The organism is Pullulanibacillus camelliae (genome assembly GCF_014642655.1).
Lineage (GTDB): Bacteria > Bacillota > Bacilli > Bacillales > Sporolactobacillaceae > Pullulanibacillus > Pullulanibacillus camelliae.
Genome location: NZ_BMIR01000006.1, coordinates 61,085 through 75,260 on the forward strand (window position 1 = coordinate 61,085; position 14,176 = coordinate 75,260).

Here is a 14,176-nt window from a genome sequence, read left to right on the forward strand (position 1 = left end):
TTTGGAGGAAGGAAGCAATGACTGAACACTCTTTTATTCAAATTCAAAAACAAATGATCGATCTGACCTTTGCAGGTGACTTTGAGGGGATTCTTACTTTAATAGACAATGTGGAACAGGACTATCCTAATCATTGGAATCAATTATATTTTTGGAAGGCATCTGTTTTGTCGACATTAGGCCACTATTCTCAGGCACTTACTGTTTTAAAGTCCGCATTAGATAAGGGCTGCTGGTGGCAGCCGCAGCAATTGCAAGAAGCTACTGATTTATATCCTCTTCATCAGTTTCAGGAGTTTCAAGCGATTATGAAAACATGCCAACAACTGAGCCTGTCTGGATAGATTTAATGAAATCATATGACAAACGCAGCGCGAAAGCTGTAGAAAACACCCGATGAAAAAATATTGCAAATATACAGATAAATAGTGTACACTTATCTCAAGTTAATACACTCACTGGAGAAAGTAAGTGGCTTTTTATCTCATTACTCATCACTTGTTACACAATCTATCTATCCACTATTTCACCCCACTACCTACAAATTACCGCTATGGACCTACAATGTAAGAAATTCTCACCATGTAAAATGCGAAATGATTAAAATCGCTCCCATTACTTAATGAAGTTACCTTAGAAAGTTGACAAGCTTATCAATGAATCATGATGAAAATGGATGTGGTACAAACAGGATGCGTAGGACAGGAGATTTAAAACTTATTCAAGAATTAAATCAGTTTATTGTACTCGATGCGATCCGTGAATCAGGACCCATATCACGAAGTGCCATTGCTAAGAAGCATAATTTAAGCCTGACAACAGTCACTTCATTGGTTAAAAATTTAATGGAGGAGGGGTATGTAACTGAAGCGGGTATCGGAGAATCAAGTGGTGGCAGAAAGCCAAGGCTCATTAAGTTTTGTCCGGATAGCCGTTATTTAATAGGTGTTTCATTAAGAAATTCACGGATAACCATTGCAGAAATGAATTTGAATGCAGTAGTGAAGCAGCAGAAAATCATTCCTGTAATACAACAGGAGCAGGTGATTGCGACAATTTTGGAGCAAATTGAGAGATTTTTAGAAGAGATTCAAAACGATAAAGAAAATTGTATAGGGATCTCCTTTATTACGCAAGGCATTGTTAATACAGCTAAAGGAATGATTCACTATAATCCAAAGCTTAAGCTGATTGATGTACCGTTGAAAAAGTATTTAGAAGAGCGCTTTAAACTTCCAGTATGGTTGGACAATGATACGAATGCACATATTCTTGCTGAAAAGCATTTGGGCATCCGCCCTGTGCATGATCATGCGATCTATATCACTATCGGTGATGGGGTTGGCGCAGGTATTGTGGTCAATGGTCAGATGTATAGAGGGGCAAGTGGTGGGGCTGGTGAGTTTGGGCATACCACGATTGATCGTGGGGGCATCCCTTGTGATTGTGGCAATGTCGGGTGTCTGGAAAACTATGTGAGCTGGCCAGCACTTTATTCCAGAATCCTTACCTTTATTAAAAAAGGAAGACAAACACTGATTTACTCGCTAGCGAATGAAGATATTAGATCCATTTCTCCAAGAATTTTAGTTGAAGCTGTGAATCTCAAAGATCCTTTTGCTGTTGAGCTAATGAACGAGACCGCCAGTTATTTATCAGCAGGTATTGTTAATCTTCTTCATTTATTTAATCCGAATACCTTGATTTTAGGGGGGGAAGTAACCAATCATAACCCATATTTACTTGAGAAAATTGAGGAAAATGTAAAACGACAGGCCTTGAAAATATTGGTTGAGGACTTAGAAATCAGGCAGACCACCTTTGGTGACCATTTGGAAATGACAGGAGCCGCTGCCGTATTACTGCAGGATTTCTTTGAATTCTCATTGATCGCAAAATGACAGACAAACGGATGAGGTGGGTTGGGAAAAAATTAATTCCCATACATGAATGTCCTGTAGAGGAAGGGTGATGGTATGGCAAGGCGATCCCAATCTAGTCTATCGGTTGAGCCAACAAAGCTGAAGCTCCCTAAACAAAAGAAAAAGCTTACTAAAAAGGATATGGCCGGTTATTTATTTTCAGCGCCCCTTATTGTCGGCATTGTAGGATTTGCTTTATATCCAATGATTGCGGCATTAATCATGAGCTTCAAAAAATCAGGTGGGCTTCTTGGAAAAGCGTGGGTAGGCTTTCAGAATTATTCCTATGTCTTGACAGATAAGGCCTTCTGGCAAGCGATCTATAATACTTTTTATATGGGGATCTTATCGGTCATATTGGGTGTGATTCTGTCTTTTATTTTGGCTAGTCTCATCTATAATGCGAGACCTAGGTGGAGAAATTTTTTCAAAGGGATTTACTTTTTACCGAACGTTGTTTCGCTTGTAGCGACGAGCATTTTATTTACCTTTTTATTTTATCCCAGTCATGAAGGATTGCTCAATTATGTTTTAGGCTGGTTTGGTGTTAAACCTTTGGGCTGGTTTTCTGATCCAAGCTTTTCTAGAGTGAGCATCGTGCTTATGACATTATGGGGAATGCTGGGTTATAATACCATTATTTTTCTTGCAGCCTTAACAAGTGTGCCTAGAGATTTATATGAAGCGGCTGAGGTGGATGGTGCCTCTTGGTTTCATAAATGGTGGTATATCACGATTCCCTATCTTCGTTCGATCATTATGTTCATGGTAATCATAGGGACGATTAATGGCATGAAGCGCTTTACAGATGTCTGGTTGATTGGCGGTACGGCGGGGAACCCTGCTGGAACATTAATGACGGGAGTCCTTTATATCTATCGAAATGGCTTTCTTGCCAATCAAATGGGAATTGCCACTGCTGCGTCCTATATTCTTTTTATCATCATTTTAATCTTAACCATTCTCATGATGCGCTTTAATAGAAAAAGCAATTTTGATTAGAAGGAGGGACAGGAGTTGACAACTACATTTACCGAAAAAAAAGTCATGCCGAAGCTTCAGAAAAAAGTGAAATCGCAAAAACGCTCAAAGCGCATTGGCAATTGGATACTCACACTCATTCTTTTGCTTGGATCGATCGTGATGGTTATTCCTTTCATTTGGATGGCGATGACAAGCTTTGATTGGGGAGCACGTCTCACCATCCCATTCCCTCCGCGATTTTGGCCTAAGGAATTTTCCACTATGACGTATCAAACGGCGTTTACTAACATCCCGATGATCAAGTATATGGTGAATTCGTTAATCGTAGCGGTTGGTGTCATCCTTGTCAGTCTATTTTCAGCGCTATTTTCTGGATATGCGATTTCCAAGCTCAAGTTTAAAGGCTCTGGCATTGTATTAGTGGCTGCCCTTAGCACGATGATGATCCCCTTCGAAGTGACGATGATCCCTCAATATTTATTGTTCGATAAAATGCATCTTTTAGATTCCTACTGGGCGTTTTATTTGCCTGCCCTCAACTATGCTTTTGGGACTTTTTTAGCCAAGGCGTTTATTGATCAGCTCCCTGGAACATTACGTGAGGCAGCCATTATTGATGGGGCGAGTGAGCTCAAGGTGTTTTTAAGGGTCTATCTCCCCTTATGCATCCCCATCTTAGCGACTATGACCATCCTGCAGTTTTTGGCTGTGTGGAATGATTTGCTGTGGCCATTATTAGCCTTGCAATCTCCAGCAAAATATACGATTCAGCTCGGGCTGGCGATGTTTACTTATAATCAAGGCACGCCGCTTCCATCTGTTATCATGGCAGCGACAACAGCAAGCTTAATTCCTGTGATTATTCTTTATCTCTTTTTACAACGTTTTATCGTAGAAAGCATTGCATTATCAGGCATTAAACAATAAAGGTTTGCCATTAGTACAATACTTTTGCCTCTTTATTAGTCTGTGATTCATCAAATAACGAAAAGAGGATGGTAGATGAAAATGAAAAAATGGCTCATGAGCACCGTGCTCTTAATCCTGGTATTTTCTTTAGCCGCTTGCTCTTCTGATAGTAAAAGCTCTTCTGGGAATAGTCACATTAAGGTCGTCTCCAAAATGAAGGGAACGGTGCGTGTCGCACTGGCGGGTTGGCAGTTAGATAACGGCATCGATGCCTTAACGGGGAAAAAGACGGAAGGTCTAAAAGAATATTTAAAGAAAGAGTTCTCCCCGAGATATCCCAATATCAAAGTCAAGCTTACCCAAGTGCCTTGGGAAAATGCTAAGGCCAAGCAAACCGCCATGCTTAAATCAGGCGATGCTGATGTCCTCTATTCAGGTGGGGCCTTCGCTTTTAGTTGGTATCAGCAAGGGCTTCTGAAGGACTTAAATCCTTTAATTGATAAAGACAAAGCCTTTGATCCTGATATCTACTTAAAAGGTCTTTGGGAAAACGCCTATAGCACCCGAGCCCCAGATCGAAAAACTCAATTTGGCATTCCTGTTGCGCTAGGCAGACGCGCGATAGGTTATGATAAGAAATTATTTAAGGAGTGGGGTGTAGAGCCCTTATCGGATAACCCGACACCAGAGGAAATCTTATCAAAAGCGAAGCAGATGACAGGCAAGAATCCGAAAACAGGGAAACAAAATTATGGCCTATGGTGGGAAGGCAATGGGTTGAACGATTCTACAGCTGTCGCCCTGAGCTATGCCTTTGGTGCTAAGGGGGCAGAAGGACGCTTAGATAAGCTCGGTGATCTGAAGTGGGAGTTAAATGCACCAGAAATGGTTAAGGTGATGGAATGGCTAAAAGAAGCCTCCCAATATGCTCCAAAAGCGTTTGTCAATGGGAAAGGGAACGAAAAGTGGGCGACTAAGGATAATGATATTGCGATTTACCTCGATTGTACAGGGGGGACGCTCATGTCTAATTATCTACAAAGTAAGGACGAGAGCCTTCTTGATCGTTTTCAACCCACAATGAATATGGGGCCCGATGGACGGGGCTGGGTAGCGGTTGACCCGTTCGTTATGGCGAAGAATGCAAAGAATGTTGACGCATCGTGGGAAGTTATGAAATTTCTAACCAATTATGATACACAAAAATATATGTATGACAATTTTAACCAGTCCCCGACATTGGCTAAAGCTGATTTTGTGAATAAGAAGGATGCCTTTTTACAAAAGGAATTGGCGATTGCAAAAATAACAAAGCCAACTTTGCTAGATGAAGCCAATCCTTATTTTAGTAGTGATATTATTCCAGAAATCAATGGATTTATTAGTAAAGCAGCCAATGGGAAGGCGCCAGACATACAATCATTTCTTGATGATGTTCAGAAAAGAGCTGAAAAGTGGTCGGCCGATCAATAACAGAATAAAGGGCGGCTCGATACCGCCCTTTGCTTTGAAGGAGGATAAGTATGTTAAAAGGAATTAATCAATGGTGCTTTCCGGAAGGAACACCTTTGGATAAGGTCTTTCTTTATGCGCAACAAGCGGCGTTTGATGCTATTGAGTTAAATGTCAATCCAGAACATGACATCGGATTGACGCTATCTACAACCATTAACGAAGCAGAAGCGATCGCTAGGCGTGCTGAAGCCTTTGGGCTCAAGCTTAGGAGTCTCTCCACCTCCTTGTTATGGAAATGGCCATTATCTTCACCTGATACGGAGTGTCAAGAAAAAGGAAGGCGTGTCATTGAGAAACAGCTTGAGCTCGCATCGGCAATGGGCGTGGATACCGTTTTAGTTGTGCCTGGTGTTGTTACGGAAACGACCTCTTATGAACAATGCTGGGCGCGCAGCCAAGCACAATTAGAGGAGCTCCTGCCTATCGCTGAACGTCATCAAGTAAAGATAGGCATAGAAAATGTTTGGAATAAGTTCTTGCTTTCTCCGATGGAGATGGTTCAGTATATCGATGCCTTTCATTCACCATGGTTAGGGGCTTATTTTGATGTAGGCAATGTTGTCCGTTACGGTTATCCTGAGCAATGGATGCACAGTTTGGGTAAGCGCATCATGAAGGTCCATGTCAAGGATTATCGTGAAGCCAATGGTTTTGTTCCATTATTAGCAGGGGCAGTGAATTGGCAGGCAGTCACGCATGCTTTAGAAGCGATCGGCTATACGGATACAGTGACAGCAGAACTATCGCCTTATCAATCGCTCCCGGAGCAACTGGCTTATGACACATCGAAGCAAATGGATGCCATTCTACGGTGCAGTGAAAAAATAGAAGGATAGACTGGTGGAGGTTGAGAAAATGGATAAGGTTAAAGTTGGCTTGATTGGTGTAGGAGGTATCGGATCGGTGCATTTGAAGCATTTATCACAGCATCCAGATGTCGATAGCGTTGCTCTTTGTGATGTCAATGCACAAGCGGTAGAAGAAAAGGCGCTAGCGATGGGGAGTTCTACCTTTTATACGGATGTCGATGATCTATTGATGAATGAACGTCTTGATGCGTTATTTATCTGCGTTCCTCCCTTTGCGCATGGCGACATAGAAGAGAAAGCAGCAGAGCGAGGGATTCATCTCCTTGTGGAAAAGCCAATAGAACTTGATTTGGATAAAGCTTACGCTAAGGCGGATGCAATTGAAAGGGCAGGAATTCTCCATGCGACGGGTTATTGTCTCCGCTATATCGATGTGTTAGATCACGCAAAGACATACTTACAGGACAAACCCATCGCCATGATTCGTGGGTATTATTTAGGTGGATTTGTTCCAACCCCGTGGTTTCGGCAGCAGGACAAATCAGGAGGGCAGCTTGTCGAGCAGGCAACTCATGTCCTTGATTTGATGCGTTATATTGCTGGTGACATCGAACGAGTTTCGGCAAATATGGCCTGCCGTGTCTTAAACGTTATTGATCAAATGACCATTGCTGATGTGACCTCCGTTAATTGTCGGTTTACTTCAGGAGCAATAGGCCATTTAGACGCCACATTAACTCAACCTGATTTTAGAGCAGGACTTGAAGTGCTTGGTAAGGATTTTCGAGTAGAAATCACCTTTTCATCTGTAGTCATCATTGAAAAGGGCAAGCGGACTGAATGGACGACAACGCAGGACTTTTATGGTGCGCAGGATGACGCTTTTATTCAAGCGGTAAAACAAAATGATCCTTCCTTTATTCGCGCGCCCTATTCTGAGGGATTAAAAACACTGGCAGTGACCTTGGCGGCGAACGCATCGGCCAAAACAGGGGAAAGCCTCATGCTATCCGATTTTTATGTAGCCAAATGATCAATAGAGGAAATATCTTTTTAAGACAAGGAAGTGAAAGCCATCTAATGAAACTCATCCTTTAATTCTTGAGAAACAGATATATAATTTACTTAATAGAGAAAAAGGTCAAAATAAAAGCGCTTTATAAAAGAGGATGGAGGGAAGAAAGTGAAATTCGGGCTAAGCTCATATAGCTTAAATGGTGCACTAAAAAAAGGGAATATGACTATTTTAGATGTCATAGAGTGGAGCAAGGAGCAGGGAGCCGAGCATGTAGAAATTGTACCAATCGGATTTAGCTTTGTAGAGCATGATGAGCTCGTGGACCAGGTGAGAGAAAAGGCACTTAAGGTCGGGATTGATCTGTCAAATTACGCGATCGGTGCTAATTTTGTTGACAAGACCTCTGAGGCATTAGCACAGGAAATAGAACGTGTTAAAAGTGAAGTTGATATCGCCCATCGCCTGGGATGCCAACTCATGCGCCATGATGTTGCTTGGCGTCCACCTGGGGAAAATTCCATCGCTCAGTTTGAAGCGGATTTACCTAAGCTTGTGGAGGCCTGTCGGGAGATTGCGGATTATGCTGCTGGTTATGATATCACAACAAGTGTGGAAAACCATGGGTTTCATGTTCAGGCTGCGGATCGTGTGCGGCGGTTAGTGGCCGCAGTTAATCGTCCGAATTATCGAACGACAATGGATGTTGGCAACTTTCTTTGTGCGGATGAAGATCCATTAGCTGCTGTCCAAAAGAATATCGGAATCGCTTCAATGGTGCATTTTAAAGATTTTTATCGCAGACCCGCTCATTTAGATCCTGGAGAGGGGTGGTTTCGTTCGGCTGCTGGACATTATTTAAGAGGGGCTATTGTCGGACACGGTGATATTGATATCCGGAGTATTTTGAAGGTGATTAAAGAAGCGGGTTATGACAGTTATATTTCCTTAGAGTTTGAAGGAATGGAGGATTGTTTAACAGGCTCAAAGATTGGCCTTGATAACTTACGGCGATTTTGGGATGAACTTGAAACGACGGCGGACTGAGGATAGGCTGTTTGAGTTGAAAAGGTGGCGTATCGCCGATTGCTATTAAGACAGATCTTATTCTAAGCATTTTTTATTTCTACTTATTTTTTAGTGTCGACGCTTTTCAATTTCTAAATCTCTTTTACAAAGGAGAATGTTATGGAGATCAGGCAATTACGCTCAGAAGAGGCAACACAGGCGATTAAGCTTTCTGATGCGGTGTTTCGAGATACTGAGCAAAAATCAATGGGAGAGGCGTTTCCAACCATCTTTTCGTCCGAAATGATTGAGCAGTCCTATGGCGCTTTTGAAGGAGAGCGCTTGGTCGCCTTTATGGGGCTGGTGCCATCCGTGATTCGAGTAGGTAAAGCCCACGTTCATAGTTATTCGCTAGGTTCAGTATGCACAGACCCTGCGTCTCGCGGCAAAGGGTATGCGAGTCAAATTCTTGATAAGCTGTTGCGTGATATCAAGCAGACAGAGGCTGCGCTCTTGCTCGTCTCTGGAGATCGTCCACTCTATCGACGAGCTGATTGTTATCCATTTGGTGAGGTGCTGCAATTTGAAATAGAAGTGGCTGGTTCGATGGATCATACGTTTGCCATTCGTGAGTACAGCCCTCGAGATGTGCATCGGGTAACAGAATTGGCCAATAACAGACCTGTGGGCTATGCGTTGACGCCATATGATATGAGTGTATATATTCATGCAGAAGCTTATGCTAGCTGTATTAAGCAGCAGCATCGTGTATTACTTGCTGAACAACAAGGCAGCACCCAAGCCTTCCTAATTGTTGGTGTCCCTTATCGTCATAGTCAGTCTGAAGCTGTTGCAGTAGAGTGGGGGGGTGATCCACAAGCCATCCGTTCCCTTTTACAAGCAGCCAAGGTGCATTATGCATTAAAATCATTAAAGATCAATGTACCGTGGCAAGAAAAAGAACTCATCGAGAGGCTTTCTGATTTTTCACATCATTACCAGGCTAATCAAGGGACTATTCATCTCGTCGATATTGAGCGTTTTTTCAAGCAGCTTGGCCCATATTTTTCAGAAGCTTTTCCGTCTGCACAGGTACAGGATTGGCAATTAGATAAAGGGGAAAAGAGGATCATTATTCGCAGGCAAGGCATAGATGTTGAGATGACAAGTGAAGCGCTGGTTTCTTATTTGTTTGATCCCAAGGCTAGACAAGAAGGTCTTCCTAGTATAACCATTCCGCTGCCTTATACAGCGGGGTTAAATTATATTTAAAAATTAAGGGGAGGTAGTGTGATGAGTAAAATTAGAGTGGGAGTAATTGGAGCAGGGTCTATTGCGGAGCTTGGTCATTTGCCCTACTATCACACACATGATGCAGTAGAACTGGTCGCTTTAGCAGATTTGGATCAAGAACGGGCAGAGGTCATGGCAAAAAAATTTGATGTCCCTCATGTATACAGTGATTATGAAGACATGCTGACAAAAGAAGCATTGGATGCAGTAAGTGTCTGTACGCCAAATGGCGCTCATATTTTGCCGGCGTTGGCTGCGGTGAAGCATGGGGCGGATGTGCTCGTTGAAAAACCGCTCGGGATCTCATATGCAGAATGTCAAAAGCTGCTAGTTGCTGTTGAGCAACATGAAAAGATTGCCATGGTGGGAATGACCCATCGATATCGCAATGAAGCAAAAGCGTTGAAGGCGATCATTGAAACAGGAGATCTTGGCGACATTTATTATGCGAAGGCTCAGATTTTAAGACGCCGTGGCACGCCAACAGGCTGGTTTACGGATTTTGCAAAATCAGGCGGAGGCCCTTTAATGGATATCGGTGTCCATGCATTAGATTTGGCTTGGTGGCTGCTTGGCAAACCTGTGGCAGAGACTGTTTCTGGGCATATGGTAACCGGTATCGGCCGTTATGACACGGCTATGCAATCGCGCTGGAAATCAGCTGTACCTTACAATCAGGATAATCGGGTTTTTGATGTAGAGGATTTCGCCAGTGCTTTTATTCGCTTTCAAAATCATTTAGTGGTGAGCCTTGAAGCAAGCTGGGCAACCAACGGTGCTCAAGACGATGCGATCAAGATTGATATTTTTGGTTCAAAAGGGGGCGTCTCTTTAGAACCACTGACATTCTATTCGGAAAAAGCAAACCTCTTTACGGAGGCTAACATCGCAGTTGACCGCAATGATCCTTATGAAACTGAAATTGCTCATTTCGTTTCATCAGTCAGGCAACATAAGCAGCCGATAAGTCCTGTTACAGATGGTGCCTACGTTGTCCGCATGTTGGAGGGCATCAAACAATCTGCAGAACAGAAAAAGGAAGTAAGCCTGACCACATCAAATTCTACAGTAGGATAAACGAAGAGGGAAAGCAAGGGGTGATCCGAAATGTCACAGCACATGACGATTTGGATCAGCTCTTTTTTTAGGATAAGAGAATATAAAATTTTGAACATCAGGACAGTGTGGATTCCCATTCTCCTCTGCTTGCTTGCCGGCTGCTCGCTTCCTTCTATTTATTGTATTTAATGGTACTTTATAGGTTGTGATTTGCAGGATTTCGCGTCGCACTCTTCATGAGTGCGTGGATTGAAATTATTAATACTACGCCATTGGGAACCTGTTTGGGGAATTCAAATTAAAAAATGAAACCTTTTATTCATTTTGTTCGTAAATAAAGTATTACGATTTAAGGAGTCGCAACATGGAGACGTTATTTTTATTTACGAATGACCATGAACTTTATTTTATGACCTTGATTGTGCTATTAGGGTTATCCTATGGTTCGGTTATTCTGTATCTTTTACATAAAAATGAACGCTATGTCTCTTGTCACAGTCAAACGGTGGCGGTGCAGGCATTAAATGATGAATCGTCCTTTCGCTTAAGGCAAACCGTTTGCGAAAGGGTACATTGGCTGACGGTGTTCATCAAGCGCAAAGACAGTCCGCCAGATGATAATGAGGCACATTGCCTTTCTATTTGTTAAAGCATACTTTTAACATTTAGGAGGCAAATAATGAAAAAATATGTTTGGATTTTAAGTGCTTTAGGCTTATTGATGTTAAGTGGGTGTCAGCAGCAGCAAGGATCGACAGGGTTTTTCCATCACACCTTTGTTGAGCCGTTTGCAGCACTCATTCAGTGGACGGCTTCTCTTTTTGCTGGCGATTATGGACTGGCTATCATTGTGATCACACTCGTTATCCGCTTGGCCTTATCACCATTAATGATCAGACAATATGTTAACCAGAATAAAATGAAGGAAAAAATGGCTGCCCTGAAGCCGGAGCTTGATGCGATCCAAAAACAGATTAAAGAGACAAAAGATCAGCAAAAACAAAGAGAATTACAACAGGAAATGATGGGGCTCTATAGCAAGCATGGTGTGAATCCATTATCGATGGGCTGTTTGCCTTTAGTGATTCAAATGCCGATCTTAATGGCTTTTTATTATGCGATTCGCAGTTCAAGCGAAATCGCCAGCCATCATTTTTTGTGGTTTAGCTTAGGTAGTCCTGACGTTTTTTTGACGTTAATCGCGGGTGCTGTCTATTTTCTGCAATTTAAGGTGTCGCAATCCTTTATGCCAAATCCCCAACAGGGCTCAATGAAGTGGGTTGGTTTGATTTCGCCGATCATGATCATGGTCTTTTCATTTCAAACACCAGCCGTTTTCCCTTTGTATTGGACTGTTGGAGGAAGCTTTCTCATTATACAATCCTGGGTGGCTAATCGTTTGATGCAGCGAAAACAGGCGGAATCAGAAGCTTTGCCTCGCTCCTAATGGTTGAAGAAATCCCGGCAATTCCCAGTTTAAAAACGCTGGTTTCTTCAAACCTTACTAATGAACGGGTACCTGTTCAAAACCCACAGGGAGTGATTCTGTTATGGCAAATAACAATAAGTTGTTAGTGCCAGGTGCAGATCGAGCATTGGATCAGATGAAGGAAGAAATCGCTAGTGAGTTTGGCGTAGAACTGGGCGCAGACACCACTGCACGTGCCAATGGATCTGTGGGCGGCGAAATGGTCAAACGTATGATCAAAATCGCCGAACAAAGTCTCCAAAATAAATAGGAGAGAAAAGGAGTTCAGTTTTAGCTGAGCTCCTTTTTTTAAAAGATCAGAAAGTATAAAATTTCTGGTCATGAGGGCGATGGGGATTTCCACTCCAGGCCGCTCGCTTTCTGCGGGGGGAGTGGTAAGCCTCCCCGCGCCTTGTGCTCCACTCCACTTGACCATAAAGCCTCTACCATATCTGATGATGCTCTTATAGCTAGACAAGGACCGGGTATGCTTTTCGCCCGGTTTTACTAAATCTAGGGAAAGAGTTCGCTTGCTTAAACAAAATAATTCCTCACACTCCGGCATGTTTTTTTGTCTTCTTTACATAATAAATAATTATTAATATTGATAAAAATAATTAAATATTCTTATCATATGAGTGTCTTATACTAAAGGTACTATTAATAAAGGAAGGGTTGTGGCTAATGAGAGTGAGTTATGAAGGCATAGACCATGTTCAGCTTACTGCGCCAAAGGCAGTGAAGAGCAGGTGAGACACTTTTTTTCTGAAATGCTAGGAATGACTGAGATTGCCAAGCCAGAAACATTGGCTAAAAATGGAGGTGTCTGGTTTCAGTGTGGCGAGCAGCAGTTACATGTGGGGATTCAAGAGCCGTTTAAACCTGCAACAAAAGCCCATCCCGCCTTTTACATCAAAAATTTAGATGAGCTGCGAGCGCATTTAATTCAAAATGGGATAGCCATCACTGAGGATGATCGCTTGCCTGGTGCAACGCGCTTTTACGTTAATGATCCGTTTGGGAATCGAATCGAATGTTTAAATTGGAAGTCTTAAAGGGAGAACATGTAGAGCTGATAGGAGAAAGACATTTTTACTCATAGAAAAACTGGCTCCCCATTGTTAAAGCCCATAACAATGAGGGGCCAGTTTGACTTATAGGGTTAGCTTTTTTGTTCTGTTGCAGGCTTGATCACTTTTTGAATTTGACTGAGAAGGTCTAATGAGACGATGCCATTCCCTTCTGAGCTGCCACGATAGCCGAGTGGTAAAGTGCGCCTGATCAATTGCGCATAAAGCTCTGCTTCGGTAAGCTCTCGATCAAAATAGGTACTGGTCAGATTTTTTAATAAAGCGATCGCACCTGAAACATGTGGTGTAGCCATCGACGTCCCTGATAATACCGCGTATTTATTTTGCGGATAAGTGGATAAAATTTGCACCCCAGGGGCAACGACATCAACTTCTGTATTGGTATCGGAGAAAGAGGCAAGCTTCAAATCTAGATCAACTGCTCCGACCTCAATGACTTCGTTATAGCTTCCTGGATAAGAATATTCGAAGGTATCTTCACGATTATCCCCTTCATTACCAGCAGCAACGACAACCGGAATGCCGCTGTTGACGGCTTCGATAATTGCCTGATGCATTTCTGGAACATCCTCAGGGCCTCCGAGGGACATAGAGATGACGCCAACGCGTTCGCCACCTGCCCCTTTCCAATTGGTAGCATATTGTATGCCTTTAATGATCCAATCATATTGGCCACTGCCTTCACTTGTTAAGACTTTTAAAGCTAAAATGCTGGCTTCAGGTGCTACACCAACAACCCCTTGATCATTTTCCGAGGCTGCAATGGTGCCAGACACATGCGTGCCATGCCCATTATTATCATAAAAATTATTTGGATCATTATCGTAATCCGACGTAAAGTTATATCCACCAATAATTCTGTCTGCAAGATCAGGGTGATCAGTCTGGACGCCTGTGTCAATAACTGCAACAACGACACCTTTGCCTTTCTTACTTTCATCCCAAATTTCTGGAGCTTGAATCAGTTCAATGCCTTTAGGCACCTCTGAAGTTTGCTCGACGGTGCTTTCAACGTGATAAGGAATAAGTCTCATTTCTTCCATCTTCATTCACACCCTTTTCAGAAATATTTGTCTATTTGGTTATACCAACAAAACTAGGCA

Annotated in this window: 15 protein-coding genes; 14 read left to right on the plus strand and 1 reads right to left on the minus strand. The window is 42.6% G+C overall.

What is annotated here, in order from left to right; translation table 11 throughout:
- Positions 1–17 precede the first annotated feature (17 nt).
- The 14 genes from IEW82_RS07870 (at position 18) to IEW82_RS07935 (ending at position 13,037) form a co-directional block, all read left to right on the plus strand.
- Complete coding sequence (locus tag IEW82_RS07870; RefSeq protein WP_188691908.1) at positions 18–344, plus strand: hypothetical protein; 327 nt, start codon at positions 18–20, stop codon at positions 342–344.
- Between the two features lie 348 nt (positions 345–692).
- Positions 693–1,901 (plus strand): ROK family transcriptional regulator, encoded by a 1,209-nt coding sequence (locus tag IEW82_RS07875; RefSeq protein ID WP_188691911.1) that lies wholly within the window; start codon positions 693–695, stop codon positions 1,899–1,901.
- Between the two features lie 75 nt (positions 1,902–1,976).
- Positions 1,977–2,924, plus strand: coding sequence for a carbohydrate ABC transporter permease (locus tag IEW82_RS07880; RefSeq protein WP_188691913.1), 948 nt, complete (start codon positions 1,977–1,979; stop codon positions 2,922–2,924).
- A gap of 45 nt (positions 2,925–2,969) precedes the next feature.
- On the plus strand, positions 2,970–3,833 hold the full coding sequence (locus tag IEW82_RS07885) for a carbohydrate ABC transporter permease (protein ID WP_188692339.1): 864 nt from the start codon (positions 2,970–2,972) through the stop codon (positions 3,831–3,833).
- Between the two features lie 81 nt (positions 3,834–3,914).
- The gene (locus tag IEW82_RS07890) at positions 3,915–5,288 is read left to right on the plus strand and encodes an ABC transporter substrate-binding protein (RefSeq protein WP_188692344.1); all 1,374 of its coding nucleotides are present in this window, start codon (positions 3,915–3,917) and stop codon (positions 5,286–5,288) included.
- Positions 5,289–5,338: 50 nt separating this feature from the next.
- Complete coding sequence (locus tag IEW82_RS07895) at positions 5,339–6,166, plus strand: sugar phosphate isomerase/epimerase family protein (protein WP_188691918.1); 828 nt, start codon at positions 5,339–5,341, stop codon at positions 6,164–6,166.
- A gap of 19 nt (positions 6,167–6,185) precedes the next feature.
- Complete coding sequence (locus IEW82_RS07900) at positions 6,186–7,172, plus strand: Gfo/Idh/MocA family protein (protein WP_188691920.1); 987 nt, start codon at positions 6,186–6,188, stop codon at positions 7,170–7,172.
- Between the two features lie 150 nt (positions 7,173–7,322).
- Positions 7,323–8,201: a sugar phosphate isomerase/epimerase family protein gene (locus IEW82_RS07905; RefSeq protein ID WP_188691924.1), complete on the plus strand. Its 879-nt coding sequence runs from the start codon at positions 7,323–7,325 to the stop codon at positions 8,199–8,201.
- Between the two features lie 141 nt (positions 8,202–8,342).
- Positions 8,343–9,434, plus strand: coding sequence for a GNAT family N-acetyltransferase (locus tag IEW82_RS07910; protein WP_188691926.1), 1,092 nt, complete (start codon positions 8,343–8,345; stop codon positions 9,432–9,434).
- Between the two features lie 21 nt (positions 9,435–9,455).
- Positions 9,456–10,532, plus strand: coding sequence for a Gfo/Idh/MocA family protein (locus IEW82_RS07915; protein WP_188691931.1), 1,077 nt, complete (start codon positions 9,456–9,458; stop codon positions 10,530–10,532).
- A gap of 346 nt (positions 10,533–10,878) precedes the next feature.
- Positions 10,879–11,163, plus strand: a complete 285-nt coding sequence (locus IEW82_RS07920; protein ID WP_188691934.1) for a hypothetical protein — start codon at positions 10,879–10,881, stop codon at positions 11,161–11,163.
- Positions 11,164–11,193: 30 nt separating this feature from the next.
- Positions 11,194–11,961: a membrane protein insertase YidC gene (yidC, locus tag IEW82_RS07925; RefSeq protein ID WP_188691938.1), complete on the plus strand. Its 768-nt coding sequence runs from the start codon at positions 11,194–11,196 to the stop codon at positions 11,959–11,961.
- 103 nt (positions 11,962–12,064) lie between these two features.
- Entirely contained in the window at positions 12,065–12,253 is a 189-nt protein-coding gene (locus IEW82_RS07930) for an alpha/beta-type small acid-soluble spore protein (RefSeq protein ID WP_188691941.1), read from the plus strand.
- Positions 12,254–12,731: 478 nt separating this feature from the next.
- Positions 12,732–13,037, plus strand: coding sequence for a VOC family protein (locus IEW82_RS07935; protein WP_308422139.1), 306 nt, complete (start codon positions 12,732–12,734; stop codon positions 13,035–13,037).
- A 107-nt stretch (positions 13,038–13,144) separates the two neighbouring features.
- Here the strand turns inward: IEW82_RS07935 and IEW82_RS07940 are convergent, their stop codons facing one another.
- Positions 13,145–14,116, minus strand: a complete 972-nt coding sequence (locus IEW82_RS07940) for a S8 family peptidase (RefSeq protein WP_373285705.1) — start codon at positions 14,114–14,116, stop codon at positions 13,145–13,147.
- Positions 14,117–14,176: the final 60 nt, after the last annotated feature.